Raw genomic sequence first — 26,177 nt, 5'->3', positions numbered from 1 at the left:
GCTCGCACCATGAAGATTGCTCGATGAAGATCACCCAAGCCTTCACCTTCGAGGCGGCCCACCGCCTGCCGAACGTGCCCGAGACCCATCGCTGCCACCGCATGCACGGGCATTCCTACCGGGTCGAGCTCACCCTCTCGGGGGCCGTCGACCCGGCCAGCGGCTGGGTGGTGGATTTCTTCGACGTCGAGCACGCCTTCGCGCCGGTGCTGGCGCGCCTCGACCATTACTGCCTCAACGAGATCGAGGGGCTGGAGAACCCCACCGCCGAGCACATCGCGGCCTGGATCTGGGACCGCACCAAGGCGGCGCTGCCGGCCCTCTCCTCCGTGAAGGTCTACGAGACGCCGATGTCCTGGGCCGAGTACGAGGGCGAGAGCCAGCGATGAGCGCGGGGCGCGCCCTGGTCCTGTTCTCGGGGGGCCAGGATTCCACCACCTGCCTCGCCTGGGCCCTGGAGCGCTTCGCGCATGTCGAGACCCTCGGCTTCGATTACGGCCAGCGCCACCGGATCGAACTCGACTGCCGGGACGCCCTGCGGACGGGGATCGCGGCCCTGAAATCCGAATGGGCCGCGCGCCTCGGCGACGACCATACGCTCGCCCTCGACGCCCTGGGCCAGGTCTCCGAGACGGCGCTCACCCGGGACATCGCCATCGCGTTCGAGGCGGGGGGATTGCCCAACACCTTCGTGCCGGGCCGCAACCTCCTGTTCCTGACCTTCGCGGCGGCGCTGGCCTATCGCCGCGCGCTGACGCACCTCGTCGGCGGCATGTGCGAGACCGACTATTCGGGCTACCCGGATTGCCGGGACGACACCATCAAGGCGCTGCAGGTGGCGCTGAACCTGGGCATGGACCGGCGCTTCGTCCTGCACACGCCCTTGATGTGGATCGACAAGGCCAAGACCTGGGCCCTGGCCCGGGACCTCGGCGGACAGCCTCTGGTCGACCTCATCGTCGAGGACAGCCACACCTGCTACCTCGGCACCCGCGGGGACCGCCATCCCTGGGGCCACGGCTGCGGCCAGTGCCCGGCCTGTGATCTGCGGGCCCGGGGCTATGCCAAGTTCGTCGCCGAACCGGTCGCCTGAACCGCCGGCGCCCGGGCCGCGATCCGGTCGAGGAGGACGTGCGGCACCGTCAGGGCCGACAGCATCCGCAGGGTGAGGCACAGCAGGGTGGCGGCGGGGTCGTCCGTGCCGGCGGCGTAGAGCGGCCACAGGGCTGCGCCGAGCAGGAGGGTCAGGCCGAACACCGGCAGCGACGCGCGGACGGCCTTGCCCATCGTGTCGATGCCCGGCGCCCGGGTCGGATCGCGCACCAGCGCCCGCATGTGCCGGGGACCGTGGAGTCCGACGAAGTACAGGGTGAAGGCGGTGAGCGGCGGCAGCAGCCAGAAGGCGGCCGCCAGGGCGGCCATCTCGCCGCGCACGGACCAGGGTCGCCGCCCCGCGAACAGCCAGGAGGCCGCGAGGGCGAGCCAGACCCAGGACGCCGCCACCCACCAGCCGGGAATCTCCGGCATCGGCAGGCGCGTGACGGCCGCGAACAGCCCGGCGGTCTCCTCGGGCCGCAGCAGGGCCGGCAGCGCGACCGGCATCCCCCCGCGCACCAGGACCTCGAGGGGCCGGCCCGGCCCGGCATCCTCCTCGCCGAAATGCAGGACCGACAGGGCGAGGAAGCCCGCCAGGGTCGCCAGCGGGGCGACCTGCCAGGCGAGCAGGACTAGGCCCGCGAGGCCGAGATACGGAACCGCGAAGATCCCGAACCAGGCCCATCCGAAGCGGGGGCGCAGCAGGGGCGCCGCCACGGCCCCGTCCAGGGCGCCGTGCGGCACGCCGAGCCCGATCACCACCGCCAGGGCCGCGAGCCAGGACGCCTCGCGCGGCAGGGCCGCGGAGGCGACGAGGGCGAGCGCCGCGCCGGCCACCGCCAGGGGCAGGAGCCCCGCGAGGGACGCGCGCGCCGCCATCCGGATCAGGCCGCCCGGCGCAGGGGCTTGGCCGTGACCGTGCCTTCGGCGAGGTCCCGGTCGACGGCCCGCGTGGTCTGCAGCGTCGCCATCACGCCGTAGACCACCTTCGCGGTCAGATCGAGGATCGCCACCACGGCCAGGGCCACGGCGGGGGACAGGAAGCCGAGGCCGTCCTGGCCGACGAGGAGCACCACCGGATAGGCGCACCAGACCGCCGAGAGGAACACGGCGTTGCGCAGGAAGGCGGAGCGAACATCGGCCCGTTCGGCGGCGTTCTCCTCCCGCAGCTGCACGAAGATCCCGTAGAACACGGCCAGGAACGCGCCGCAGGAGATGGCGAACCAGGTCCACTTCACCCAGGCGACCGTCGAGAGGCCGAAGGCCAGGGCGGTGACGATCATGATCAGGTCGGAGCCGACGAGGCCCCAGACGACGGCCGGACGGCGCATCCCCGAATGCATCGCCGTGCGGGCGAGGCCGACGAGCAGCAGGGGCGTGGTGAAGGTCCAGTCGATGTAGCGGGCGAAGTAGAACTGCCGCGCGGCGTCGGCCGCTTCCGGACCGGCCGGCAGGGCGATGCTCCCCTGCCCCGTCGCCATGGCGAAGTAGGAACAGGCCGCGATGATCGGCACGATCCCGTGGATGATGGCATCCGCCTCCTCCGCGGGGGTCCGCCGCTTCCCGAGGAACAGAATCGCGGCGGCACCGGCCGCCATGCCCGCGAAGCCGAGCCAAAGCCAGAATTGAGGCGTCATCAACATCTCGTTGCTACAGGGATGAAAGGCTCGCCCCGAACGTGGCGGCACCCCTGCCCAAGTTGCCTCGGCGTCGATCGTTGCACGGAGAAGAGGTCACAGTCGGGTGAGACCGGAAGGCCTCCGCCGAGCCATGCGCGAAATGCAGGGGCAGGACCGGAAAGCCGGCCTCGGCAGCCAGCAAATCGGCAGCGACGATCGCGGATGCGAGCCGCGGCGCCGCCCCGGAGCGACCCTGCCCCCCTTCACGCCGGAGCCGCAGATTCAGGCCGCAATACCGAGCGCCGCGATTCGCCCTCTTGGGCAAGCCGACGCCCAATAGTGCAGTAAAGAACAGAGTTCTGTTTTAATCCGCTATCACGAAAATTTTATTACCAGGAGATCCATTGGAATTTCTGTTGCAGATGGATCACTGCAGCATTGGAAAGCGGCGGATCTGCTTCGGAATACGACGCCTGAACGCCGCAAGATCTATGCATGGTCGCAAGGGATCGGCATGTCGAGGGTGGGCGGGCACCGTCCCTCCATCCCGAAAGTCCTGAACCCGAAGGCCCTTTGCCGATGCTCAAGACGCTGCTCCTGGCCGGCGGTGCCGCCGCGCTTCTCTCTAGCGCCGCCGCCGCCGCCGACCTGCCCCGCCGTCAGGCCCCCCCGCCGGTCTTCATGCCCATCCCGGTCTTTACCTGGACGGGCGCCTATTTCGGTATCAATGCCGGCTACGCCTTCAGCGAGAACGACACCATCCGCACCACGGGCATCAACACCCCCGGCGGCGCGCAGCTGCAGAACAACGTCGTCAACGGTCTGCGTCAGGCGTCCGTGCGGAATGCGTCGGAAGGATTCACCGGCGGCGGCCAGGTCGGCTACAACTATCAGTTCACGCCGGGCAGCGGCATCGTGGTCGGCCTCGAAGCCGATGCGCAATACACCGACCTCCAGCGCACCACGACCCAGGTCATCTTCAACCCGGTCTTCAACCCGAACCAGCTGACCAACAGCTACCGCACCGAGCTGTCGTTCCTCGGCACCGTCCGCGGCCGGATCGGCTACGCCTTCGACAAGTTCCTGATCTACGGGACCGGCGGCTTCGCCTACGGCGACGTCACCCAGCGCATCACCTTCACCACCGGCCTGCCCGTCACCTATGCGGGGTCGCGCTCCAATATCGAGACCGGCTACGCCTATGGCGGCGGCATCGAGTACGCCCTGCCCACGGACTCGTTCTTCAACTTCTTCAAGTCCAGCGCCGTGACCCTCAAGGCCGAATACCTGCGCTACGATCTCGGCAGCCGCAATCTGCTCGTCGCCAGCGTCGGCGGTCCCGGTGTCGGCTACAACAGCCGCATCTCCACCGAGGGCAGCCTCGTCCGCGCCGGCCTGAACTACAAGTTCGGCAGCTACTAGGCCCGACCCGGCCGACACCCCGGGAATCGCGCCCGGGGTGTCGGCTCCGTTGTCTCCCGACCTCGATCCGTTTGCCCGTGGGGTGCGCCCGTGATGAGACCGAACCTGCTGCTCCTCGGCGGTATCGCCGCCCTCGCCTGCTCGACGCCTGCGAAGGCCGAACCCGAGACGCAGGCCATCGTCGACGCCCTGTTCAAGGCCGGCGGCAATCAGCCGAACGTGCGCGGGAGCGGGGCCAAGGGCGTCTGCGTCACAGGCAGCTTCACGCCCTCGGCCGAAGCGCAGGGCCTGTCCAAGGCGCCGCACTTCAGCCGCGCCCCCGAGAAGCCCCTGCCGGTGACGGCCCGCTTCTCCATGGGGGGCAGCAACCCGAAGGTCTCCGACAAGGCCAAGCCCGTCACGCGTGGCTTCTCCATGCGGATCAACCACTCCGCCGGCGACATGGTGTTCGTGTTCATCTCGGCCCCGGTCTTCGGCTCCAAGACTCCGCAGCAATTGCTCGATTTCGCCAGCGTGCGGGCGCCAGGACCGGACGGAAAACCGGATGCCGAGAAGATCAAGGCGTTCGGGGTGGCCAACCCCGAGACGACCCGGCAGGCCGCCTGGCTCAACGCGCGCCCGGTGCCGGCGAGCTACGCGGGCGTCGATTACTGGGGCGTCCACGCCTACACGCTCACCGACGCCGCCGGAAAAGCCACGGTGGCCAAGCTGAAGACGGTGGCGACGGCGGGCCAGCTCGGCCTCACGGACGATGAGGCCAAGGCCAAGCCCGACGCGTTCTACGCCGACGAATTGACGGCGCGTCTCGCGCAGGGGCCGGCGACGTTCGACCTCGTGGCGATCCTCGGCGAGCCCGGCGATCCGACCCAGGATCCCACCGTCCTCTGGCCCGAGGAGAATCGCAAGTCGGTCAAGCTCGGCACCCTGGCGATCGCCGCCCTCGCGCCGGCCGCCACCTGCGACGCGGCGACCTTCGATCCGGTGGTCGACCTGCCCGCGGGCGTGGCCGGCCCCGCCGACGACCCGATGTTCGCCATCCGCTCGCCGGCCTACGCGATCTCGCTGTCACGGCGGTCGAACTGAGGCCAAGCACCCGGCCGGGGCGGTCCCGGACGGGCGATGGCGGGATGCCGGCCCGGGACCGCCTGTGGTGCGGAGCGACCCCCGTACGGCGGCACCCGGGTCGCGATGGGCGCCCGCATCGCGACCGGGCGATCCGAGCCCGGTCCGCGCCCTAAGCCCAGGCCCGGAGCCCCTCCGGCGTCGTGAATTCGGGGGGCCGGACGTCGCGGGCGGCGCCGCGCGTCGCGTCGATGCCCTTCGGGAAACCGCTCCGGCTCCGATAATCCGCACGGACGCGCTCCGAGGGCGCCAGGGGGGCGTCGGACAGGGCCTGGGCGCAGAGCACGTCGATCACGCCGACGCCCGCCAGGGCGCCGAGGGCGATGCCAGTGTTGGCGCGGTGGCGCGGATCGCCCGTGAGGCCGGGCAGGACGGTGGCGACGTCGAGGACGTCGCCGGCCACCCGGGCCCAGATCCAGGGCGTCGGATCGTGGGAGCCGAGGATGCCGGCGCCCTGGACGATCTCACGCACACCGTAGGCGCGCACCAGCGCGCCGGCGCGGGGCATGCCGAGCCAGCGCGCGATGGCGTCGCCGCAGGTCAGCTCGGTGATCCCGAGGGCGAGGGAGAACCAGCCGAGGCCCTGCGCCACCTGGCGCGTGGCCGGATCGGGCCGGCGCCGGCGGTCCGAGGACAGCCGGGCGGGCGGGACTTCGGGCCTCGTCCGACCGGAACGAACGGTCGGATCCGGACGGGACGCGGATGCGGGCATGCGGACTTCCTCCATCGGGAAAACGGGCGGCGCTCAGGGCCGGAGCACGACCTTGATGCAGTTGTCCTTCTTGTCGCGGAACGTCTTGTAGAGATCGGGCCCGTCTTCGAGGCGGCCCCGGTGGGTGATGACGAAGGAGGGGTCGATCTGCCCGTCGGCGATCCGCTTCACGAGGTCGTCGGTCCAGCGGTTGACGTGGGTCTGCCCGGTGCGGACCGTCAGCCCCTTGTTCATCAGGGCGCCCATCGGGATCTTGTCCACGAGGCCGCCATAGACCCCCGGGATGGAGAGGATGCCGGCCGGGCGGCAGACATAGATCATTTCCCGCAGGACGCTGGCCCGGTCGCTCTCCAGCATCATCGCCTGCTTCAGGCGGTCGTAGGCGTGCTCCAGGGCGCGGGGGGCGTGCGCTTCCATGCCGACGGCATCGATGCACTTCTCCGGACCCTTGCCGGCCGTGAGCTGGTTCAGCCGCTCGACGGTGCTCTCCGTGCCGTTGTCGATGGTCACGGCGCCCCCGGCCCGGGCCATCTCCAGGCGCTCGGGCACGCGGTCGATGCACACCACCTGCTTGGCGCCGAGCAGGATCGCCGAGCGGATCGCCATCTGGCCGACCGGGCCGGCGCCCCAGATCGCCACGGTGTCGGTGGGCTGGATGTCCGCCTGCACCGCCGCCTGCCAGCCGGTGGGGAAGATGTCGCCGAGGAACAGGACCTGCTCGTCGGTGAGCCCCTCCGGCACCTTGATGTGGGTCTTGTCCGCGAAGGGGACGCGGACGTACTCAGCCTGGCCGCCCGCATAGCCCCCGGTGAGGTGGGTGTAGCCGAAGAGGCCCGCGGTGGTGTGCCCGAAGACCTTGGCGGCGAGGTGCTTGTTGCGGTTCGAGCGCTCGCAGACCGAGAAGAAGCCGCGCTTGCACTGGTCGCATTCGCCGCAGATGATCGTGAACGGGATCACCACCCGTTCGCCCTTGCGCAGGCTGCCGCCGACGCCCTTCCCCGTCTCGACCACCTCGCCCATGAACTCGTGGCCCATGACATCGCCCTTCTCCATGCCGGGCATGACGTGGTCGTAGAGGTGCAGGTCCGAGCCGCAGATGGCGCAGGCCGTGACCTTGATGATCGCGTCCCGCTCGTCCTCGATCCGGGGATCGGGGACGGAGTCGCAGCGAATGTCCTGAGCGCCGTGCCAGACGAGAGCCTTCATCGTATCTCTCCCACGTGCGGTGTCGTGTCGCCGATATGCTGAGAACCCGGCGACGGGACGTGAGTTCGGTTCGGGATCGCAGGTCTCAATCGGGCGCGAGGATCGGTTCCGGAACCAGCGCGTCGCGCTCCAGGCGGAGGAAGTCGATCAGGCGCTCCGCGAGGCGCCCCGGCGGGCGGCCCGCCGGCCGGATCAGCGCGGTCTCGATCGGCAGGGCCGGCCGGAACGGGCGCAGCACGATCGGCAGGCCGGTGAGTTCGCCGGCCGGGACCGGATCGACGATGGCGAGGCCCAGGCCCTCCGCGACGAGCCCGCAGCGCGCCGCCGTGTACTGGGCCATCAGGGGAAAGCGCGGCACGCACCCGGCCTCCGCGAACCGCGCCTCGACGGCCTCCTGGAACAGGCCGGGACCGCCGGCGATCAGGGTCTCGCCGGCGAGGTCCGCGACCGTGACGGAGCGCCGGCGCGCCAGGGGATGCCGGCGCGGCAGAGCGCAGACCGCGTCGACCGTGAGGAAGCCCTCGGCCGCCACCCCCGCATGGCCGGAGCGCGGGCGGGCGAGGCCGAGGTCGCACCGGCCCGAGGCGGTCCAGGCCCAGATCGTGTCGGGGCTCGGCACATGGACGGCGACGCGGGCGCCCGGATGCTCGGCCATGAGGCGCCGGATCGCCCGCGGCAGCAGGCGTGAGGCCAGGGACGGCTGGCAGGCGACGCGCAGGGGCCCGGTGCCGAGCTCGCGGATCTGCCGGGCGGCGTGGGTCAGCTGTTCGAGGCCAGCATGGCTCCGCTCAACCTCGCGGGCGAAGGCCTCCCCCTCGGGCGTCGGCCGGGCGGTACCGTGGCCGCGCACGAACAGCGAAAGGCCGGTCTCGGCCTCGAGCTGGGCCATGGCCCGGCTCACGTGCGGCTGGCCGATGCCCAGCGCGGCGGCGGCCCGGGTCATCCCGCCATGGCGCATCACCGCGCGGAAGAGATCGAGATGGCCCGGATTGATCATGCCCCATCCGCATGGAAACGCGCCGATCCGTCATTTGACGGCATGGCCGCGGGATGGTTGTCAAGGCGCCCGTGTCCCGATCAGGTGCCAGGCCGATGCTCAACCTCCTGCTTCCCGTGGCCCTCTCCGTCATGGCGGGCGCCAGCATCGTGGTGCAGCAGGCGCTGATCGCGAATCTCCGGATCGCCCTGAACTCCTCCGCCTGGGCGGGCTTCGCGAGCTACTTCGTCGGCCTCCTGTCCATGGTGGTGCTGGCCCTGGCCCTGCGCGACCCGCTGCCGGCGGCCAGCCTGACCGGGCGCATTCCGTGGTGGGGCTGGAGCGGCGGGTTCTTCGGCGCGGTCTTCATCGCGCTCGCCACGATCCTGGTGCCGGAACTCGGCGCGGCGACCTTCCTGGCCCTCCTCGTCACCGGCCAGATGCTGGCCTCGGTGGCCTTCGACCATTTCGGCTGGCTCGGCCTCGCCCAGCGCGAACTCGACGCGACCCGTGTGGTCGGCGTGGCGCTCCTGATCGGCGGCGTGGTGCTGATCCGGCGCTGATCCGGCCGGTTCTCAGGCGCCGAGCCCCTGCAGGACGATCTCCCGGCGGTGCGGCCGGTCCCGGTGCTCGACGAGGTAGATCCCCTGCCAGGTCCCGAGGGCGAGGCGCCCGCCCCTCACCGGGATCGCCAGGTTCGAATCCGTCACCATCGTGCGGATATGGGCCGGCATGTCGTCCGGCCCCTCGGCGCCGTGCATGTAGCCGGCATGGCGCGGCGCGAGCCCGTCGAGGGCGGTGAGGAGGTCGGTCCGCACATCGGGGTCGGCATTTTCCTGGATGGTCAGGGAGGCCGAGGTGTGCCGGCAGAACACGGTGACGAGGCCCTCCACGATCCCGCTCTGCGCGCGGAAGGCCTCCACCGCCCCGGTGATGTCGGTGAAGCCCTGGCCGGGCGTCGAGACCGTGACCGTGGCCGCCGCCTGACGCGCCACCGGGCCGCTGGCGAAGCCCTGCAGCGCACCGATCTTGCCCGCCTGCCTCATCCGTGCGTCTCCGTCAGGGTTTCGCCCGGCGCGATCTCGCGCTCGCCCCGGGCCAGGATGGTCTCCAGGGCGTCGATCCGGTCGGCCTCCGCCGCCGGCTTGTCCCAGCGGATGCGCGCCACCCGGGGAAACCGCATGGCGACGCCCGACTTGTGCCGGGTCGAGCGCTGCACTCCCTCGAAGGCGATCTCCAGCACGAGGCCGTGGTCGAGGCCGTAGGACACCTCGCGCACCGGACCGAAGCGCTTGGTGGTGTTGTTGCGGACGTAGCGGTCGAGCTTCTGCAGCTCGGCATCGGTGAAGCCGTGATAGGCCTTGCCGACCGGCACGAGCTCGGGCGTGCCGTCCTCGCGCGCGCGCCAGACCCCGAAGGTGTAGTCGGAGTAGAACGACGAGCGCTTCCCGTGTCCGCGCTGGGCGTACATCATCACGGTGTCGACGCGGAACGGCTCGCGCTTCCATTTCCACCACGGCCCCTTGGGCCGGCCCGGCAGGTAGACGCTGTCGCGGGCCTTGAGCATGACACCCTCGATGGCGTCGGCATCCTCGCCCGCCCCCACGGCGGCCGGGTCGGCGCGGGCCGCCGCCAGATCCGCCCAGGTCGCGAAGGGCACCAGGGGCGAGAGGTCGATGCGGGCGTGATCGAGGGCGGCGACGAACGCCTCCAGGCGAGCCCGGCGCTCGGTGAAGGGCAGCGGGCGCAGGTCCTCGCCGTCCGCCTGCATCAGGTCGTAGGCGCGGACATGGGCCGGGAACTCCTCCAGGAGCTTCGGGGTCACGGCCTTCCGGTTCAGGCGCTGCTGGAGCACGTTGAAGCTCTGCACGCGGCGCTCGCGCAGGATCAGCAACTCGCCGTCGATGGCCCCCGAGAAGGTGATCGCCTCGGCCAGATCCGGGAAGGCGCCGGAGATGTCCTCGCCGGTGCGCGAGTAGATCCGCGCCACGTGTTCCCCGGCCGCGTCCCGTCCGCCGACGAGCTGAACCCGGATGCCGTCCCACTTCCACTCGCCGGAAAACGCCGCCGGATCGAGCTTTTCGAAATCGCCCTCCTCGTCGATGGGGTGGGAGAGCATCGGCGGCCGGAACGGGGCCGGGTTCAGGGTGGTGGGGCGCTCGCCCCGGCCCTCGACCCAGGCGAACAGGGTGGCGTAGGGCGGCTCGAGCCCGTGCCAGACCTCCTCGACCGCGTCGGCCTCGTGGCCGCCCAGCGCCCCGATGGCGGTCTTGGCGAGGCGCGCCGACACGCCGACGCGGAGCGCGCCGGTGATGAGCTTCAGCAGCGCCCAGCGCCCGGTCTCGTCGAGGGCATCGAGCCACGCGGCGATGCGGGCGGGCAGGTCGGCCTTCTTCACCGTGCCCAGCGTCTCGACCACCTCGGCGAGCGTCGGCACGTGCGGGGGCGGGTTGTTGTGGCCGGGGCCGATGACCGGCTCGCCGTCCGAGGGCACGGGCGCCGGCCAGATCAACGCCGTGGTCTCGGCCAGATCGCCCACGTAGTTGTGCGACAGCCCGAACAGCACCGGGTCGACGCGGGCTTCGACCAGGCCCCGGATCATCGCCGGCTTGGCCTCGCGAAAGGTCAGGCCGCCGGTCATCGCGGCGAGCGCGTAGCCGCGCTCCGGGTCGGGAGCGTGGGTGAAGTAGTCCTGCAGCAGGCGCAGCTTGGCGTTGCGGCGCGGCTCGTAGGCGAGGCGGTCGAGGAGGTGGGCGAAGTCGTTCATGCGACGGCCTCCTCCGGCGGGGCGACCGGCTCGGACTCGCCGTCGTCGCCGTAGCCGAGGAGGTGCAGGGGCTTGGCCTTGATGCCCTTCGTCCCGCACCAGTGCACCAGGGCGTCCTCCTGCCCGTGGGTGACCCAGACCTCCCCGGCCCCGGTCTCCAGGATGGTGCGGCAGAGATCGGGCCAGTCGGAATGGTCGGAGATGCAGAGGGGCAGCTCGACCCCCTTCTGCCGGGCCCGGGCCCGCACCCGCATCCAGCCCGAGGCGAAGGCCGTGACGGGGTCGGGGAACTTGCGCGACCAGACGTCCTGGATCGACGAGGGCGGGCAGAGCACGATGGCGCCGTGCAGCTTGGCCCGCTCGGTGGCCACCACCTTGGGGGTCTCGCCGAGCGGGATGCCCTCCTGCTTGTAAAGCTCGGTCAGCTTTTCCATGGCGCCGTGCAGGTAGATCGGCCGGTCGTAGCCGGCCTCCCGCAGCAGGGCCATCACCCGCTGCGCCTTGCCGAGTGCGTAGGCGCCGACGATGTGGGCGCGCTCGGGGAACAGGGCCACGGAATCGAGGAGCTTTTGCACCTCGTCGCGGGTGTCCGGCATCCGGAACACCGGCAAGCCGAAGGTCGCCTCGGTGATGAAGACGTCGCAGGGCACCACCTCGAAGGGCAGGCAGGTCGGGTCGTCGGCGCGCTTGTAGTCACCCGACACCACCACCCGCACGCCCTGCGCCTCGATCGCGATCTGGGCCGAGCCGAGCACGTGCCCGGCGGGGGCGAAGCGCACGGTGACGTCGCCGATGCGGATCGCCTCGCCGAGGGGGGCCTCCTGCCGGCTCGCGCAGAAATCGGCGCCGTAGCGCACCGCCATGATGCGCAGGGTCTCGCCCGTGGCCATCACGCGCCCGTGCCCCGCCCGGGCATGGTCGGCATGGCCGTGGGTGATGAGGGCGCGCGGCACCGGCCAGGTCGGATCCACGTGGAAGCCGCCGAGGGGGCAGTACAGGCCCTCGCGGGTCAGGGTGAGAAGATCGCTGGCGCTGAAACTCATTGGCGCGGCATATAGGGCGCCCGACGACCATGCGCAGCCACATGTCCCGCACGATCACCTCCGGCGACCTTCGCGCCGACCGGCGCTACGCCTACGCCCAGGGCTGCCTCGACGACGGCGATCCGGACGCTGCCGCCGAGATGGCGGAGCAGGCCCTGGAGATCGCCCCCCGCTTCGCCCCGGCCTGGTTCCTCCTCGGCCGGGCCCGCGAAGGCCGGTACGCCCAGAGCGGGCGGGCCAGCGATCACCACGCGGCCCTGCGCGCCTACGCCAGCGCCCTCGACCTCGACCCCGAGGACGCGCAGGGCGCCCGCCTCGCCCTGGTGCGCATCGGCGCCGGCGAGGCCGCCAGCGCGATCTCGCCGGGCTACGTCCGGGCGCTGTTCGACGCCTACGCGCCGCGCTTCGACCGCCACCTCGTGGAGGGCCTGTCCTATCGCGGGCATACGCTCGTCGCCGATGCGCTCGAGGCATCGGCAGGTCCGGCCACGCCCCTCGGGTGGGTGATCGACCTCGGCTGCGGTACCGGGCTCGTCGGGGCCGCCCTCGCCGGCCGGGCGCAGTTCCTGACCGGGATCGACCTCTCGCCCGGGATGCTGGCCGAGGCCGGGCGGCGTGGCGGCTATCACCGGCTGGTCGAGGGCGAGCTGGTGGCGGCGCTCGGCGCCGAGCCCCCCGCCTCGGCCGATTGCGTCACGGCCGCCGACGTCATGATCTACGTGGGCGATTTCGCCGGCGTGGTCTCCGGCAGCGCCCGCGTCCTGCGCCCGGGCGGGCGCTTCGCCTTCACGGTGCAGTCCCATCCGGGCGACGGACTCATCCTGGGAGCGGATGCGCGCTACGCCCATGGCGACGCGCTGGTGCGGGAGACCCTGGCGGGGGCGGGGCTCGCCCTCGAACGCGCCGAGCCGGCCGTCGTGCGACGGGAAAACGGCGCCGACGTCCCCGGCCAAGTCATCGTCGCCCGGCGGCGGTAACATTCACGTGTCCGTCGCCGCCCTTGAGCGCCAGCGCACGACGCGGTTGAACCAAACGGGAGCGTGACTGTTGCCCCGGACGCATCGGAGCACCCCGCCCGGGACCTGACGTCGAGGTCCGGCGGTGCACCGAGCGTATCGGCCTTACGCCACCGTAGTTCAGCCGCCGCACGGGACGGAGGATAGCAACCCTATGGCAGAGACGCAGAACAAGTCGTTTCCGGCGAGTGCCGCGACGCGCATCCCCTTCGCGCTGGCCCTCTCGGCCGTGGCCGGTTGCGCCGATTCCATCGGCTTTCTCGAATTCTCGCAGCTCTTCATGTCGTTCATGAGCGGCAACACGACCCGATTCGGCGTCTCGGTCAGCCGCTTCGACTGGGAGAGCACATCGCGGGTCGCCTCAGTCATCGTCCTGTTCTGCTTCGGCGCCTTCGCCGGCACCCTGATCGCCGCCTGGGTCGGGCGCTGGCGCCTCTCGGTGCTGCTCCTGCTGCAGTCGGTGCTCCTGACCATCGGGCTCATCGTCCCCCACGGCACCTTCGCCTTCCCGCTCCACGCCTACCCGATCGTCATCGCTCTGGGCCTCCAGAACGCGACGCTGCAGGACGAGGGCGGGCGCAGCCTCGCGCTCACCTACGTCACCGGCGCGGTGGTGCGGTTCGGAACCGGGCTCGCCAACCTGATGCTCGGCACGGTGGCCCCCTCGTTCTGGATCCAGGCCCCCCTCTGGGCGGCGCTGAGCACCGGTGCGGTCATCGGCGGCTTCCTGCAGATGCGCTACGGCGAGGATGCGTTCCTGTTTCCGGCCGCGGTCTCGGCGCTGCTCGCTCTCATCGCCCTGGTGCTGACGATCATGAAGCCGGGCAGCCGCTACGTCAGCGGAGAGGTCGAGACGCACCCGCCGGATGGTACGGCGGCGGCCAAGATCTGAGTGGAGATCTGAGCGGAGATCCGAGGCGCGGCCCCTAATCCAAGCCGCTGCCGCGCAGGCGCTTGGTGGCGCTCCGCTTCGACTTCTCGTCGAGGCGGCGCTTCTTCGAGGCCAGCGTCGGGCGCGTGGCGCGCCGGGGCGTCGGCGGCACCGCCGCCTCGGCCACGAGTTCGGCCAGCCGCTCGCGGGCATCGGCCCGGTTGCGGTCCTGGGTCCGGAAGCGCTGGGCGCTGATCACGATCACCCCGTCGACGGTGAGGCGCCGCCCCGCCAGCCGCATCAGGCGGACGGCCACCGCGTCCGGCAGGGCGGCCGACCGCCGGGCGTCGAAGCGCAGCTGCACCGCCGTCGAGAGCTTGTTGACGTTCTGTCCGCCGGGGCCGGACGCACGCACGAAGGTTTCCTCCAGCTCCGCCTCGTCGATGGCGATGTGGGGCGTGCATTGAAGGGCCACGGCGGAATCTCTCGCAGGATCTGGAATCAGGTCGCCGCGTTCAGGCTGCTTCGGCGGGCGTGCGGGCGCGCACCGCCAGGGCGTGGAGTCCGCGCTGGAAGGCCGGCTCGAGGGCGGCGTTGACGAGGCGATGACGTTCGACGCGGCTCTTGCCCTCGAAGGCGGCCGCGACCACGTCCAATCGGAAGTGCGTCTCTCCTTCGGGCCGCGCTCCCGAATGGCCCGCATGCAGGTGCGATTCGTCGATCACCGCCAAGTCCTGCGGCGCCAGTTGCACCCGGAGCGTGTCGGTGATCCAGTCCTTCAGGGTCACGGTCTCGGTCATCGCGGGCGTCTCCTCGTTTTTGGACTGCGGTCAAGCGCCGGCGTCCGGTCTCACGCGTCAACCCCCGAACACCGCATGCGGCATCAGGCCCGCCGCTCTTGTGTCTCCGACCCACCCCCTCATAATCGCCCCATCATGGATCTCAACTCGCCCCTGTTCGACAGCATCCGCATCAAGCCGTCCTGCGACGAGCCGAAGACGGCCGCAGCCCAGACCTGCGAGACGCCCGGGTGCAAGAACCCCGGCCTCTACCGCGCGCCCAAGGGCCGCAAGGCGGAGGGGCAGTACTGGCGTTTCTGCATGGATCACGTGCGCGCCTACAACGCCACGTACAATTACTTCGACGGCATGAACGATGCGGCCGTGCAGGCCTTCCAGAAGGACGCGATCATCGGGCATCGCCCGACCTGGGCGATGGGCGTGAACCCGGCCACCGCGGGGGAGCGCGGCAAGGCGGCGCCGAAGCGCGATTGGGCCTATGTCGATCCCCTGGACATCCTGCGGGCCGAGGGCGTCGGCGAGACCGCCCGGCGCAAGGCCGCACCCGAGCCGCGCCGACCCCGGCACTCGGCGGCGACCCTCAAGGCTCTTGACGTACTCGGCCTCGACGAGAACGCGGATTCGGCGGCCATCAAGGCGCAGTACAAGACCCTGGTGAAACGCTTCCACCCCGACGCAAATGGCGGCGACCGCTCGTTCGAGGAACGTCTGCGCGACATCATCCGGGCGCACGATGCCCTGCGCGCCGCCGGCCTCTGCTGACGCGGCGACCGACGCCGGCCCGAGGTTCCGGCACGATCGATGCACGTTTTCTGGGTCTCCCCTGCTCAGGATGGGGCGGCAATTGCCGCGTGAGGCCCTATATGCAGTTCCGACACCCCTTGGCGCCGCCCGGCGCCGACCTTTAGATGGCGGTCGCGCGCGGCTCATCGTCCCCGAGCCGCGAGACCCCGAAGTCCGACATAGCCCGCGTGTTCCGTGACACCCCCGCGGCACCCGCGCCCCGACGAGGTCCTTATGCTTTCTGACGTCTCGCCCGCCTCGCTCCCCGACCGGGAAGTCTCTGTCCGAGAAGCCTTCGGCATCGACCTCGATCTCCGGGTCCCGGCCTTCTCGCAGAGCGAGGAGCACGTGCCGGACCTCGATCCAGACTACATCTTCGACCGGGAGACCACCCTGGCGATCCTGGCGGGCTTCGCCCGCAACCGGCGCGTGATGGTCACGGGCTATCACGGCACCGGCAAGTCCACTCATATCGAGCAGGTCGCGGCACGCCTCAACTGGCCCTGCATCCGGATCAACCTCGACAGCCACGTCTCGCGCATCGACCTCGTGGGCAAGGACGCGATCGTGCTGCAGGACGGAAAGCAGGTCACGGCCTTCCAGGACGGCATCCTGCCCTGGGCGCTGCAGAACAACGTCGCCCTGGTCTTCGACGAGTACGATGCCGGCCGCCCCGACGTGATGTTCGTGATCCAGCGCGTGCTGGAACTCTCGGGCCGCCTGACGCTGCTCGACCAGAAGCGCGTGATCCGCCCGCACCCGGCCTTCCGCCTCTTCGCCACCGCCAACACGGTGGGCCTCGGCGATACGTCCGGCCTCTATCACGGCACCCAGCAGATCAACCAGGGCCAGATGGACCGCTGGTCGATCGTCACCACCCTGAACTACCTCGCCCATGACCGCGAGGTCGACATCGTGCTGTCGAAGGCGGCGCACTATCAGCGCGACGGCGGCCGGGACATCGTCAACCGCATGGTGCGCGTGGCGGACCTGACCCGCAACGCGTTCATGAACGGCGACCTCTCCACGGTCATGAGCCCCCGCACGGTGATCACCTGGGCCGAGAACGCCGACATCTTCCAGGATATCGGCTTCGCCTTCCGGGTGACCTTCCTCAACAAGTGCGACGAGCTGGAGCGCACCCTCGTGGCGGAGTTCTACCAGCGCGCCTTCGGCAAGGACCTGCCCGAGAGCGCCTCGAACGTCGCCCTGAGCTGACCCCCTCCCGTCCGTTTCGAGGAAACCGTCGACCCGCATGTCGATCTCCAACCGCAAGCCCGGCGACCGGCGCGAGCCCGTCGCCGAACCGCTCAAGCGCTCGGTGGCGGGCTGCCTGCGCGCCATCGCCAAGCGCTCCGAGATCGAGGTGGTCTATGCCAGCGACCGCCCGGCGCTGACGGGGGATAAGGCGCGCCTCCCCGAACCGCCGCGCAAGCTGACGCCGGAAGACGTCGCGATCCTGCGCGGGAACGCCGACTCGATGGCCCTGCGGCTCGGCTGCCACGACGTGGCGGTGCATCGCCGGCTGGCGCCGGAGAATGCCGGCGCCCGGGCGGTCTTCGACGCGGTCGAGCAGGCCCGCGTCGAGGCGATCGGCTCACGCCGCATGTCCGGCGTCGCCGCGAACCTCTCGGCGATGCTGGAGGACCGCTACCATCGCGGCGGCAAGTACGAGGACATCACCGACCGGGCCGACGCGCCGATGGAGGATGCCGTCGCCCTGATGGTGCGCGAGCGCCTGACCGGCGCGGCGCCCCCGGAGGCGGCCCGCAAGATCGTCGACCTCTGGCGCACCCACATCGAGGAGAAGGCCGGCCCCAACCTCGACGGGCTGATCGGCTCGATCGAGAACCAGCGCGCCTTCGCCCGCTCGGTGCGCGACCTCCTCAGTTCCCTCGACATGGCGGACGAGACGCCGTTCGATCCCGAGGACGACGAGAACGAGGACGACAACGAGGCCCAGGACGACGAGCAGACCCCGAGCGAGGGCGAAGCCGAGGAGCAGTCCCAGGGCGACCGCTCCGAGATGGAGACCTCGCAGGAGGCCTCCGACGAGTTGCAGGAAGGCGCCACCGAGGCCGCCGATGCGCCCTCGGGCGAATTGCCCGACGAGGCCGAGAACGCCGAATCCGAGGAAGCGACGGAGGCCTGGCGGCCGCCGTCGCAGCGGGCGAACGAGCCGCGCGGGCCGGAATACAAGGTCTTCAACCCGCGCTTCGACGAGATCATCCACGCCGAGGACCTTTGCGACGCCGAGGAGCTGGCGCGCTTGCGGACCTATCTCGACAAGCAGCTCGCCCATCTCCAGGGCGTGGTCGGGCGCCTCGCCAACCGGCTGCAGCGCCGGCTCCTGGCCCAGCAGAACCGGGCCTGGGACTTCGACCTCGAAGAGGGCCAGCTCGATCCCGCCCGCCTCGTGCGCGTGGTCACCGACCCGTTCCAGCCGCTCTCGTTCAAGCGCGAGAAGGACACGAATTTCCGCGATACCGTGGTGACGCTCCTGCTGGACAATTCCGGCTCGATGCGCGGGCGCCCGATCACGGTGGCGGCGACCTGCGCCGACATCCTGGCGCGGACCCTCGAGCGCTGCGGTGTCAAGGTCGAGATCCTGGGCTTCACCACGCGCGCCTGGAAGGGCGGACAGTCGCGCGAGGCGTGGCTCGCCGGCGGCAAGCCGAACACGCCGGGGCGCCTCAACGACCTGCGCCACATCGTCTACAAGAGCGCCGACGCGCCCTGGCGCCGGGCGCGCAAGAACCTCGGGCTGATGATGCGCGAGGGCCTGCTCAAGGAGAACATCGACGGCGAGGCGCTGGACTGGGCGCACAAGCGCCTGCTGGCCCGGCCCGAGCAGCGCAAGATCCTGATGGTGATCTCGGATGGCGCGCCGGTCGACGACTCGACCCTGTCGGTCAATCCCGGCAACTACCTCGAGCGCCACCTGCGCTGGATGATCGAGGACATCGAGACCCGTTCGCCGGTGGAACTGCTGGCCATCGGCATCGGCCACGACGTGACGCGCTACTACCGCCGCGCCGTAACGATCATCGACGCCGAGGAACTGGGCGGCGCCATGACGGAAAAGCTCGCCGAACTCTTCGAGGAGGATTCGGGCACGTCGGCGCCGCAGAAGCGGGCCGCCGGCGGGCGGCGGTAGCGTGTGTCAGGGATAAGGGGGAACCGGTTACCCGGAAAAGACTCACGCTGAGAAAGGATTAGGGAGTCTGTCCGGTTCAGGATGAACCGGACAGACTCTCGGGCTCACGCTGCCCTCTGCGCCAGCGCGTCGAGGGCGGCCGCGACGGCGTCGGCATCGAGCCGGCGGATGACGGGCCCTGAGGTCCAGACCAGCATCGGCACCACGCGGTGGCGCGGGTAGATCTCCGCCAGGAGCGCGGCATAGAGAGCGATCTGCCCGGCTTCCGCGCGCGGCAGAGGCGCCCCGTCCCGCGGGGGCCGGCCCGTCTTGAAGTCCGCCACCCAGACCGTGTCCGGGGCGATGGCCAGGCGGTCGACACGACCGAAGACCGGGCGCGAGACGCCACCGACCACGACCCGCCCCGACAGCGTCACCTCGGCCCTTGCCTCCGGCGCGAAGAGCGGCGCCAGGTCGGGCTCCGCGAACAGGTGCAGGGTCGCGGCCACGATGCCGTCCTGCTTGGCACGGTCGAATCCGGGTGCACGGGCGCGCACGAAGGCGGTCGCGGCGGCCTCCCGCTGGGCCGGGTCGATCCGCGGCAGGTGCTCCACCAGGGAATGGATCAGGGTCCCGCGCCGGCGCGCCTCGCTGTCGGCCTGCCGCTGGCCCGGCTGGCGGCGGGTGTCGGCGGCCCCGAGGGCGCCGGACGGCGTCACCGGAGGGGCGGCCTCGACCTCGGCCAGGACGGGGGCCTCCAGCCAGGCCGGCAGGTCCGGCGGCCTCTCCGCCGCGGAGGGGGACGGGGCCGCCGGCTCCGCCGCGCCGCCGTCGCGCCACAGGGTGGCGGGGCCGTGGGGGGTCTCCAGGACCTCCCCGAGACCGAAGGACCGTTCCAGGCCGGTGCGGACCATCTCGCACCAGGCGGCCTCGCTCGGGGCCTCGTGCCCGCGATAGGGCGCGATGACGAGGCGGTCGGCGGCACGGGTCATCGCCACATAAAGGAGGCGGTTGTGTTCTTCGCGGGCCCGGGATTGCAGGGTGGCGCGGGCCTGGGTCACGGCCTCGCAGTCGCCGGCCTTGGCCCCGGCCCAGACCGGCGGCAGCAGCGCGGCGCCGTGGCCGAACCGCTGTGCCCCCGGCACGAGCGGCAGGAGCGGCGGGTCGTTGCGCCCCAGGGCCTCGCAGCCGTCGATGACGACGACCACCGGGGCCTCCAGCCCCTTCGCCCCGTGTACCGTCATCACCCGGACCTCGTCGCGGCCGGAATCGAGATCGCGCTTGACCGTGTGGCCGCCCTCTCCGCGCCCCGGAACGGTGTCGTAGCGGGCGAGGAACCCGCCGAGCGAGGGCGCGTCGGGCGCCTGCTCGGCCTGGGCCGCCGTCATCAGGAAGACGTCGATGGCGTCGCCGGCCTCGCCGCCGAGGCGGGAGACCAGGGCGCGGCGGCCGCCGCGGGCCCCGAGCAGCGCGGCGTAGAATCCGAACGGGCCCTCGCAGGCCGCGAGGGTGATCCAGGACGTGAGGGCCGCGTGGCCGCGGATCGCCGCAGGGTCGCCGGCCGCCGCATGGCGCGCGAGGGAATCCTCGAGGGTTTCGTCGAGGTCGCGCCGTCCGGCGATGCGCACGAGGTCGTCGTCGTCGAGTCCGACCAGGGGCGTCTTCAACGCGCCGGCGAGGGTCAGGTCGTCGGCCGGCAGGAGGCCGGCGCGGCCCACCGCCACGAGGTCGTTGACGGCGATGTGGGCGGCGATGTCGAGGCGGTCCTGGCCGGCGACGGGCACCCCGAGGGCCTTCATGGCGCGGATGACCTCCTCGAAGGCCGCCGAGCGCTTGCGCACCAGGATCAGGATGTCGCCGGGGCGCCAGACCCGGCCGGTCTCGTCGCCGGCGGTGATCCAGGTCAGGGCCGCCCGGGCGACCCGGCGTGCGGTGACGATGGCCGGTGCGTTGGTCTCCGGCGCGTCGACGGGGGCGGCCCAGGCATCGGGCTCGGGCTCGTCCGCCGGCTCCTCGATGGGCCAGAGTTCGACGGTGCCGGGCGCCGTGACCCGGGCGGTGCTGTGGGTGGTGCCGACGGCCGCGTCCTCGAAGGACAGGCCCTCGTAGTGCTCGGGGATCGCGAAGGTGGCGTCCACGGCCCGCAGGACCCCGCCGGCCGAGCGGAACGACAGGTTCAGGTGGACGTCCTCGAAAGCGAGGTCGGCGCCGGCCGCCGCCCGCTGCCAAGCGCGCCGGGTGGTCTCGAACTCGCGGGGCTCGGCCCCCTGGAAGCTGTAGATCGACTGCTTGGGGTCGCCGACGGCGAAGCGGGTCCGGGCGACCTCGCGGGCGCCCTCGCCGGAGGCGAACTCGGCGGTGATGCGGCGCAGGATCTCCCACTGGTGCGGGTTGGTGTCCTGCGCCTCGTCGATGAGCACGTGGTCGACGCCGCGGTCGAGCTTGTACAGCACCCAGGTGGAATCCACCCGGCCGAGGAGGTCCAGGGTCTTGTGGATCAGGTCGTCGAAGTCGAGGGCGCCGAGGCGGGCCTTCTGGGCTTCGACCCGGCGGTGGATCTCGCCCGCGAGGGTGAAGAGCGCGCGGGTGCGTTCCAGGGTGCGCACGCCGCGCAGGGCGTCCCGCAGCGGCTCCAGGCGGTCGCGTTCGTCGCACAGGGCCTGCTTGGCATCCTCCGGCACAGACTTGGTGCCGAGGCTCCTGTCGGCCTTCGGGGCGCCCTCCTTGGTGAAGAAGACCCCGAGGTAAGTCTCCAGGGCCTCGGCGGGCGCGGCCGCCGCCACCGCGAGCAGCCTGTCGGCGATGCCGTCGTCGGTGGCCTTGCCGGTGCGCAGGCGGCCGGCGAACGCGGTGAGATCGCCCAAGCCCCCGTCCAGCATCCGTGCCTCGATCGCCGCCGCGCTGTCGCCGGGCCGGACGCCGAGGGTGTCGGCCAGCGCGGCGAAGGGGCCGTCGAGGCCGACGCGGCTGTCGAGCACGTCGCGGGCCCGCATGGCGCTGCGGATCGCCTTGCGCAGGGCGTCCCCCGTCGCCTCGGGGCCGACGACGGCGAGGGCCTCGCCGAGAGGCCGATGCCCGCCGCCGATGGCATCGGCGAGCACGTTGCCGGTCTCGATCCGGAAGGCCTCCCCGGCCTGGGTCTCGTCCAGCACCACGAAGCGTGCCGGCACGTTCGCCTCGAAGGGGAACATGTGCAGCAGGCGCTCGCAGAGGGCGTGCAGGGTCTCGATCTTCAGCCCCCCCGGCGTCTCCACCGCGCGGGCGAACAGCCGACGGGCGACCTGCAGGGTCTTGCGGGCGGGGCGCTCCCCCGTGAGTTCCGTGAGTTCGGCCGAGAGGGCGGCGTCGTCCAGCGTCACCCAGCGGCCGAGGACCCGGAACACCCGGATCGACATGTTGGCCGCCGCCGCCTTGGTGAAGGTGAGGCAGAGGATGCGGGCGGGCGGCGCCCCGTCGAGGAGCAGGCGCACCACCCGGTCGGTGAGGACCTTGGTCTTGCCCGCGCCGGCATTGGCCGAGACCCAGGCCGAGGCGCGCGGATCGGCGGCCTGGCGCTGCGCCGCCTTGGTGAGGTCGTCGACGACGAAGGTTTCTCGAATTGACATTATGCCTCCCCCTCGCCGCCGAGCGACCATTCCAGCACCCGGGCGAGGTGGTCGTAGTCGCCGTAGGACTTGGCGTATTTCGGGTAGGGTCGGGAGGTGTAGGCGGCCTCGCCCGTGAGGAAGCGGGCGACGAGGCCGCGGAAGCGGGCGACGTGCTCGGCCACGATGGCGGCGACCTCGCGCTCGTCGCCCCGCGGCGGCTTCACCGCCAGGGGCTCGAAGGGTTTGCGGCCGCCCGAGGCGTGGACGTAGAGGAGGTCCGGCGTCAGCGTGGTGGCGGGGAAGCCGTCGAAGGCCCCGGCCATGAGCATCGCCGCCTCCAGGGTGAGCTGGGGGGAGAACCCGGCGAAGACCTCCTTGTTGCTCGGCGGCAGCCCGGTCTTGAAGTCGACGATGCAGGCCCCGCCGTCGCGGCGCCGCTCGATCCGGTCGGCCCGCGCCCGCAGGATGAAGGTCTCGGTGCCCATCGGGATCACCCATTTGCCGGAGATTTCCGGGTGCACCCGGCCCAGCTGCGCCCGGCGCTCACCCTCCCAGGCGAGATATTCTTCCGACAACCTCACGAAGCGGGGCCACCATTCCGCGTACAGCGAAGGGTAGGTATCGTTGATCGACGCAAAGGCGTTCGCCGCCATGCCGGCCAAGACCTCTGCTGCCAAGGTGCCGTCCGGAAGGGAATCCGGGTAGCGCTCGGCGAAATCTCCGAGAATCTCGTGGATCAGCGTGCCGCGGTCGGCGGCCCCCGGCTCGGCCGCCACCGGATCCAGCGGATCGAGGCCGAGGACGTGCCGGGCGAAGATCACGTAGGGGTCGCGCACCAGGGTCTCGACCTCGGTGACGCTCAGGGACCGCGGGAACAGGGCCGGATCCGGCTTCGGACGGGGCTGCTTGAGACGGGCCTGCGCCGGGCCGGTACCCTGGTCGAGGGCGGCAGCGTAGGCCGAGAAGCGGCGCCCGGCGGCCAACGCCCGGTTCCAGCCGGCGTCGCCCGTGAAGGCGCGCAGGCGCTGCAGGAAGCGCGACGGCACGGTCGGTGCGCCTTCGCGCTTGGCCGCCCGGGTGATGAGGGCGTCGTGGTGGCCGAGGGCCTGGACGAAGTCGTGGGCGCTCTGGCCGATCCGGCGCTCGGGCGGGTTGAGGCCGATGCGCTCGCGCATGGGCCGGTTGAGGAAGGCGTCGGTGGTCGTCTTCATCGGCCAGACGCCCTCGTCGAGGCCGCCGAGCACGACCCGGTCGACGCTCATCAGCCGCGCCTCCAGCAGGCCGAGGATGCGCAGGCGCGGATGCGGGCGCCCGTCGCTGCAGGCCACCAGCCGCTCGCGGGCGAGCGCCGTGAAGAAGGCGGGGTAGTCGCCGAAGCGGCCGGGCAGCAGGCCGGGCTCGGCCATCTCGAGGTCGTCGAAGAGGGTGTCGAGCACGCCGAGCGAGGCGTCGTCGACGGCCTCGCCCTCGGCCGCGTCGATCAGCCGGTCGAAGGTGGCGCGGTGGCAGGCGGCGTAGGCGACGAGGTTGCCGACGTCGCGGTGATCGGCGTCGAGGAAGCCGTCGAAGGCCTCCTGCAGCCGGTCCAGGAGTCCGGCGGCGAGGTCCCAGTCGCGCTCGGTCAGGCGGCGCTTGGCGCGGGGCCGTCGCCCGGTGGCGCTGCGCTGGTCGGCCAGGGCCTGCCGCAACCCGGCGAAGCCCGGCGCCGGGGCGGGCCCGCGCAGGGTGCCGATCTCCAGGGCGGCGGCGGCCCGGACCAGGTCCCTGCGCGGCAGGCCGAGGCGGACATAGGGATGGGACAGGAGCGTGATCAGCCGGGCCGGCTGGAGATCGGCGGCGACCTCGGCGGCGAGCCGCGCCAAGCGCCCGGCCCGGCTGCGCGACAGGGCCTCGCCGCCGGAATCCTCCGCGACGATGCCCCAACGGGCGAGTTCGGCCGCGACGCGCAGGGCCAGGGCGCGGTCCGGGGTCACCAGGGCCGCGGTCGCGCCCGGCGTTTCCAGGGTCTCGCGCAGGGCGATGGCGATGATCAGCGCCTCTTCCCGCTCGTCGCTGGCCTCGACCACGGCGAGGCCCCGCAGGCCCTCCTCCGCCAGCCGCGCGCGGTCGGCAGGGTCGAGGGCGGCCCAGGCCTCGGTGGTCTCGGCCGGGCGCAGGGCCTGCGACAGCAGCCCGAAGCGGGCCTGCGCCTCGGCAGAGGTCTCTCCGAGGGTCGCCACCTGCGCCCGGTCGCGGTCGAGACCGGCTGGACCGAGGAGGCGATGCAGGACCGCCTGCGGATGGCCGTGGGCGATCTCGCGCGAAAAGCCCTCGCCGGTCTCGATGGCGTCCCAGCCGTCGCCGTCGAGCTCGAAGTCGAGGCCCGGCAGAACCACGGCGCCGCGGGGCAACCCGGCCACCGCGGCGATCAGCTTCGCGGTGGCCGGCACCGAGCCGGTGGAGCCCGCCACGATCACCGGGTCGGCGGGCCGATCCCGCATCAGCCGGTCGGCTTCGGCCAGGACGAGGCGGCGCGAGCGCGAGACCGGGTCGCTCATCCCGCGCTCGGCGAGGATCCCGGGCCAGGCCTCGGCAGCGATCCTCACGAAATCCAGGGTCAGGCCGAAATAGCGCGAGTACTCGGCCTCCACGGCGCCGCCGATCTCGTCCCAGGGCAGCCCCTCGACGGTGAGCGCGTCCATGAGGCGTTCGAGGTCCGCGGCGAGCCCGATCGCGTCGGCGGGGGAGGACGGCACCAGGAAGGGCACGTCGTCGTCGATGGGCAGCAGCGTGCGGTCCACCGCCTCGGCCCAGCCCTGGACGAGCCGGGCGAGGATGAGGCGGCGCTCCAGAGGCGGCATCGCTGGGGCGAGACGGTCGGGACCGTTCTCGAGGAGCGGGTTGGCGGCGAGATCCAGCTCCGCCTCGTCGGCCTCGCCGAGGGGGACCATCCGGGGCAGCAGGGCGGCGTGACCGAGGCGCGCGGCGAGGATCGCGGCCAGCGCCCGCACCGCCCTCTGGGTCGGCAGGTAGAGGGTGACGGAGGCGAGCGCGAAGGGGTCGTCGCCGATTGCGCCCACGAGGCGCCCCGAAATCAGGGCGTCGGCGAGGGTCGGCAGGAAGGGCGCGCCGGGCGGGATCGAGAAGACGTGGGCGGTCGGGACGTCTGAGGTCGGCATCCCACCCTCCATGCCACCAAATCCCCGGCCCGGGAATGCGATGCCCCGCGGAATCGCCGACCTGCGTTCAGAGCGTCGGCGCCGTGGACTTCACCCGGGCCTCGGCCGCCGTGATCGCCTCCGGCGTGCCGACGTGGAGCCATTGCCCGTCGAGGCGCAGGCCATGCAGGCGGCCGGCCGCGATGGCCCGGTCGAACAGGAGGTTGAGGGAGAAGGCCCCTTCCGGGGTCCCGGCGAACAGGCCGGGCTTCAGGATGGCGACGCCGGCATAGATGAACGGCGCCACCTCGCGCTCGCCGCGGCGCTCCAGGGCCCCGGACGAATCCATCGCGAAGTCGCCGTTGCCCTCGTAGCCGAGGCTCGTCGCGGTCGGGGCGACGAGGAGGAGGATGTCCATCGCCGCCGGGTCCCAGGCGGCGATGAGGCGGCCGAGATTCGACTCCGGGCCCTCCAGCCAGAACGAGTCGGCGTTGAAGACCACGAACGGGTCCTCGCCGAGGAGCGGCAGGGCCTTCTTCACGCCACCACCGGTCTCCAGCAGGGCGTCGCGCTCGTCCGAGAGCACGATCGCCGGGGCGGTCCGGCGCTTGCCCACGTGCCCCTCGATCAGGTCGGCGAGGTAGTGGACGTTGACCACCGCATCGGTGATGCCGCCCTCCGCCGCCCGGTCGAGGGCGTGGTCGAGGAGCGCCCGGCCGGCCACCTCAACCAGGGGCTTGGGCACCGTCGCGGTGATCGGGCGCATGCGCTTGCCGAGGCCCGCCGCGAGGACGAAGGCGCGGGTGATGGGGGCTGTGTCGGACATGGCGTTCGTCTCGTCGGAGAGGTCTCGGGCGGGCGCGGCCGCCCTCCGGCAGCCTCCCC

23 protein-coding genes are annotated in these 26,177 nt (G+C 71.8%); 10 read left to right on the top strand and 13 right to left on the bottom strand.

All coding sequences use genetic code 11. The features are described 5' to 3' along the window. Positions 1-23 precede the first annotated feature (23 nt). Together queD and queC are read left to right on the top strand one after the other, a co-directional pair. Complete coding sequence (queD, locus tag ASG63_RS09685) at positions 24-389, top strand: 6-carboxytetrahydropterin synthase QueD (RefSeq protein WP_056215059.1); 366 nt, start codon at positions 24-26, stop codon at positions 387-389. Then, positions 386-1,093 (top strand): 7-cyano-7-deazaguanine synthase QueC, encoded by a 708-nt coding sequence (gene queC / locus ASG63_RS09680; RefSeq protein WP_056215055.1) that lies wholly within the window; start codon positions 386-388, stop codon positions 1,091-1,093. Before queD ends, queC begins: the two co-directional genes overlap by 4 nt. Here queC and ASG63_RS09675 read toward each other — a convergent pair. Beyond that, positions 1,060-1,974 (bottom strand): Brp/Blh family beta-carotene 15,15'-dioxygenase, encoded by a 915-nt coding sequence (locus ASG63_RS09675; protein WP_056215052.1) that lies wholly within the window; start codon positions 1,972-1,974, stop codon positions 1,060-1,062. The genes queC and ASG63_RS09675 overlap by 34 nt on opposite strands. 5 nt (positions 1,975-1,979) lie before the next feature. Continuing rightward, positions 1,980-2,732, bottom strand: coding sequence for a bacteriorhodopsin (locus ASG63_RS09670; RefSeq protein WP_056215049.1), 753 nt, complete (start codon positions 2,730-2,732; stop codon positions 1,980-1,982). 561 nt (positions 2,733-3,293) lie between these two features. On the opposite strand from ASG63_RS09670, the gene ASG63_RS09660 reads away from it, so the two are divergent. Both ASG63_RS09660 and ASG63_RS09655 read left to right on the top strand, forming a co-directional pair. Continuing rightward, a complete protein-coding gene (locus ASG63_RS09660) occupies positions 3,294-4,136 on the top strand; it encodes an outer membrane protein (RefSeq protein WP_056215041.1) in 843 nt (280 codons plus the stop codon). Positions 4,137-4,229: 93 nt separating this feature from the next. Then, positions 4,230-5,219, top strand: a complete 990-nt coding sequence (locus ASG63_RS09655; RefSeq protein ID WP_056215038.1) for a catalase family peroxidase — start codon at positions 4,230-4,232, stop codon at positions 5,217-5,219. Positions 5,220-5,370: 151 nt separating this feature from the next. Here ASG63_RS09655 and ASG63_RS09650 read toward each other — a convergent pair whose 3' ends face one another. The 3 genes from ASG63_RS09650 to ASG63_RS09640 all read right to left on the bottom strand — a co-directional run bounded on the left by ASG63_RS09650 (position 5,371) and on the right by ASG63_RS09640 (position 8,173). Further along, positions 5,371-5,970 carry a hypothetical protein gene (locus ASG63_RS09650; protein ID WP_056215035.1) on the bottom strand — a complete coding sequence of 200 codons (600 nt, stop codon included), beginning with the start codon at positions 5,968-5,970 and terminating at the stop codon, positions 5,371-5,373. Positions 5,971-6,003: 33 nt separating this feature from the next. Continuing rightward, positions 6,004-7,176, bottom strand: coding sequence for a zinc-dependent alcohol dehydrogenase (locus tag ASG63_RS09645; RefSeq protein ID WP_056215031.1), 1,173 nt, complete (start codon positions 7,174-7,176; stop codon positions 6,004-6,006). 85 nt (positions 7,177-7,261) lie between these two features. Continuing rightward, positions 7,262-8,173: a LysR family transcriptional regulator gene (locus ASG63_RS09640; RefSeq protein WP_056215026.1), complete on the bottom strand. Its 912-nt coding sequence runs from the start codon at positions 8,171-8,173 to the stop codon at positions 7,262-7,264. Positions 8,174-8,268: 95 nt separating this feature from the next. On the opposite strand from ASG63_RS09640, the gene ASG63_RS09635 reads away from it, so the two are divergent. After that, positions 8,269-8,715, top strand: a complete 447-nt coding sequence (locus ASG63_RS09635; protein WP_056215022.1) for a DMT family transporter — start codon at positions 8,269-8,271, stop codon at positions 8,713-8,715. Positions 8,716-8,727: 12 nt separating this feature from the next. Here ASG63_RS09635 and ASG63_RS09630 read toward each other — a convergent pair whose 3' ends face one another. Genes ASG63_RS09630 through ASG63_RS09620 form a run of 3 tightly spaced genes read right to left on the bottom strand, consistent with a single transcriptional unit; the run spans position 8,728 to position 11,962 of the window. Further along, the gene (locus ASG63_RS09630; RefSeq protein ID WP_056215018.1) at positions 8,728-9,198 is read right to left on the bottom strand and encodes a secondary thiamine-phosphate synthase enzyme YjbQ; all 471 of its coding nucleotides are present in this window, start codon (positions 9,196-9,198) and stop codon (positions 8,728-8,730) included. Further along, positions 9,195-10,919 carry a cisplatin damage response ATP-dependent DNA ligase gene (locus tag ASG63_RS09625; RefSeq protein WP_056215014.1) on the bottom strand — a complete coding sequence of 575 codons (1,725 nt, stop codon included), beginning with the start codon at positions 10,917-10,919 and terminating at the stop codon, positions 9,195-9,197. Before ASG63_RS09625 ends, ASG63_RS09630 begins: the two co-directional genes overlap by 4 nt. Continuing rightward, entirely contained in the window at positions 10,916-11,962 is a 1,047-nt protein-coding gene (locus ASG63_RS09620; RefSeq protein WP_056215010.1) for a ligase-associated DNA damage response exonuclease, read from the bottom strand. Before ASG63_RS09620 ends, ASG63_RS09625 begins: the two co-directional genes overlap by 4 nt. A 41-nt stretch (positions 11,963-12,003) precedes the next feature. On the opposite strand from ASG63_RS09620, the gene ASG63_RS09615 reads away from it, so the two are divergent. Continuing rightward, a complete protein-coding gene (locus ASG63_RS09615; protein ID WP_056215400.1) occupies positions 12,004-12,939 on the top strand; it encodes a class I SAM-dependent DNA methyltransferase in 936 nt (311 codons plus the stop codon). 193 nt (positions 12,940-13,132) lie between these two features. After that, the gene (locus tag ASG63_RS09610; RefSeq protein WP_056215006.1) at positions 13,133-13,870 is read left to right on the top strand and encodes a YoaK family protein; all 738 of its coding nucleotides are present in this window, start codon (positions 13,133-13,135) and stop codon (positions 13,868-13,870) included. A 34-nt stretch (positions 13,871-13,904) separates the two neighbouring features. Here the strand turns inward: ASG63_RS09610 and arfB are convergent, their stop codons facing one another. Then, positions 13,905-14,324, bottom strand: a complete 420-nt coding sequence (gene arfB / locus ASG63_RS09605; RefSeq protein ID WP_056215003.1) for an alternative ribosome rescue aminoacyl-tRNA hydrolase ArfB — start codon at positions 14,322-14,324, stop codon at positions 13,905-13,907. 40 nt (positions 14,325-14,364) lie between these two features. After that, complete coding sequence (locus tag ASG63_RS09600; protein ID WP_056215000.1) at positions 14,365-14,649, bottom strand: BolA family protein; 285 nt, start codon at positions 14,647-14,649, stop codon at positions 14,365-14,367. 135 nt (positions 14,650-14,784) lie between these two features. Between ASG63_RS09600 and ASG63_RS09595 the strand changes: the two genes are divergently transcribed. The 3 genes from ASG63_RS09595 to cobT all read left to right on the top strand — a co-directional run bounded on the left by ASG63_RS09595 (position 14,785) and on the right by cobT (position 18,589). Next, positions 14,785-15,411, top strand: a complete 627-nt coding sequence (locus ASG63_RS09595; RefSeq protein ID WP_056214996.1) for a J domain-containing protein — start codon at positions 14,785-14,787, stop codon at positions 15,409-15,411. Between the two features lie 255 nt (positions 15,412-15,666). Next, positions 15,667-16,650 carry a cobaltochelatase subunit CobS gene (cobS, locus tag ASG63_RS09590; RefSeq protein WP_056214992.1) on the top strand — a complete coding sequence of 328 codons (984 nt, stop codon included), beginning with the start codon at positions 15,667-15,669 and terminating at the stop codon, positions 16,648-16,650. Between the two features lie 37 nt (positions 16,651-16,687). Beyond that, positions 16,688-18,589: a cobaltochelatase subunit CobT gene (gene cobT, locus ASG63_RS09585; protein WP_056214989.1), complete on the top strand. Its 1,902-nt coding sequence runs from the start codon at positions 16,688-16,690 to the stop codon at positions 18,587-18,589. A 104-nt stretch (positions 18,590-18,693) separates the two neighbouring features. Here cobT and addA read toward each other — a convergent pair whose 3' ends face one another. The 3 genes from addA to ASG63_RS09570 form a co-directional block, all read right to left on the bottom strand. Then, the gene (addA, locus tag ASG63_RS09580; protein WP_056214985.1) at positions 18,694-22,173 is read right to left on the bottom strand and encodes a double-strand break repair helicase AddA; all 3,480 of its coding nucleotides are present in this window, start codon (positions 22,171-22,173) and stop codon (positions 18,694-18,696) included. Then, positions 22,173-25,313 carry a double-strand break repair protein AddB gene (addB, locus tag ASG63_RS09575; protein ID WP_056214980.1) on the bottom strand — a complete coding sequence of 1,047 codons (3,141 nt, stop codon included), beginning with the start codon at positions 25,311-25,313 and terminating at the stop codon, positions 22,173-22,175. Before addB ends, addA begins: the two co-directional genes overlap by 1 nt. Positions 25,314-25,380: 67 nt before the next feature. Beyond that, entirely contained in the window at positions 25,381-26,118 is a 738-nt protein-coding gene (locus ASG63_RS09570; protein WP_056214976.1) for a nucleotidyltransferase family protein, read from the bottom strand. Positions 26,119-26,177 lie beyond the last annotated feature (59 nt).

Source organism: Methylobacterium sp. Leaf94 (assembly GCF_001426045.1).
Classification (GTDB): domain Bacteria; phylum Pseudomonadota; class Alphaproteobacteria; order Rhizobiales; family Beijerinckiaceae; genus Methylobacterium.
The sequence above is the reverse complement of the archived record's forward strand: the minus strand, read 5'-3'. Positions and strand labels throughout refer to the sequence as shown.

Excerpts from the sequence above, each read along its gene's own strand:
- cobT (WP_056214989.1), top strand. The coding sequence starts at position 16,688 with ATGTCGATCTCCAACCGCAAGCCCGGCGACCGGCGCGAGCCCGTCGCC.
- ASG63_RS09670 (WP_056215049.1), bottom strand. The coding sequence starts at position 2,732 with ATGACGCCTCAATTCTGGCTTTGGCTCGGCTTCGCGGGCATGGCGGCC.
- ASG63_RS09650 (WP_056215035.1), bottom strand. The coding sequence starts at position 5,970 with ATGCCCGCATCCGCGTCCCGTCCGGATCCGACCGTTCGTTCCGGTCGG.
- ASG63_RS09630 (WP_056215018.1), bottom strand. The coding sequence starts at position 9,198 with ATGAGGCAGGCGGGCAAGATCGGTGCGCTGCAGGGCTTCGCCAGCGGC.
- ASG63_RS09675 (WP_056215052.1), bottom strand. The coding sequence starts at position 1,974 with ATGGCGGCGCGCGCGTCCCTCGCGGGGCTCCTGCCCCTGGCGGTGGCC.
- queC (WP_056215055.1), top strand. The coding sequence starts at position 386 with ATGAGCGCGGGGCGCGCCCTGGTCCTGTTCTCGGGGGGCCAGGATTCC.
- ASG63_RS09600 (WP_056215000.1), bottom strand. The coding sequence starts at position 14,649 with ATGACCGAGACCGTGACCCTGAAGGACTGGATCACCGACACGCTCCGG.
- ASG63_RS09660 (WP_056215041.1), top strand. The coding sequence starts at position 3,294 with ATGCTCAAGACGCTGCTCCTGGCCGGCGGTGCCGCCGCGCTTCTCTCT.
- ASG63_RS09610 (WP_056215006.1), top strand. The coding sequence starts at position 13,133 with ATGGCAGAGACGCAGAACAAGTCGTTTCCGGCGAGTGCCGCGACGCGC.
- ASG63_RS09595 (WP_056214996.1), top strand. The coding sequence starts at position 14,785 with ATGGATCTCAACTCGCCCCTGTTCGACAGCATCCGCATCAAGCCGTCC.
- addB (WP_056214980.1), bottom strand. The coding sequence starts at position 25,313 with ATGCCGACCTCAGACGTCCCGACCGCCCACGTCTTCTCGATCCCGCCC.
- ASG63_RS09620 (WP_056215010.1), bottom strand. The coding sequence starts at position 11,962 with ATGAGTTTCAGCGCCAGCGATCTTCTCACCCTGACCCGCGAGGGCCTG.
- addA (WP_056214985.1), bottom strand. The coding sequence starts at position 22,173 with ATGTCAATTCGAGAAACCTTCGTCGTCGACGACCTCACCAAGGCGGCG.
- ASG63_RS09625 (WP_056215014.1), bottom strand. The coding sequence starts at position 10,919 with ATGAACGACTTCGCCCACCTCCTCGACCGCCTCGCCTACGAGCCGCGC.
- cobS (WP_056214992.1), top strand. The coding sequence starts at position 15,667 with ATGCTTTCTGACGTCTCGCCCGCCTCGCTCCCCGACCGGGAAGTCTCT.
- queD (WP_056215059.1), top strand. The coding sequence starts at position 24 with ATGAAGATCACCCAAGCCTTCACCTTCGAGGCGGCCCACCGCCTGCCG.
- ASG63_RS09635 (WP_056215022.1), top strand. The coding sequence starts at position 8,269 with ATGCTCAACCTCCTGCTTCCCGTGGCCCTCTCCGTCATGGCGGGCGCC.
- ASG63_RS09640 (WP_056215026.1), bottom strand. The coding sequence starts at position 8,173 with ATGATCAATCCGGGCCATCTCGATCTCTTCCGCGCGGTGATGCGCCAT.
- ASG63_RS09655 (WP_056215038.1), top strand. The coding sequence starts at position 4,230 with ATGAGACCGAACCTGCTGCTCCTCGGCGGTATCGCCGCCCTCGCCTGC.
- ASG63_RS09570 (WP_056214976.1), bottom strand. The coding sequence starts at position 26,118 with ATGTCCGACACAGCCCCCATCACCCGCGCCTTCGTCCTCGCGGCGGGC.
- ASG63_RS09645 (WP_056215031.1), bottom strand. The coding sequence starts at position 7,176 with ATGAAGGCTCTCGTCTGGCACGGCGCTCAGGACATTCGCTGCGACTCC.
- ASG63_RS09615 (WP_056215400.1), top strand. The coding sequence starts at position 12,004 with ATGTCCCGCACGATCACCTCCGGCGACCTTCGCGCCGACCGGCGCTAC.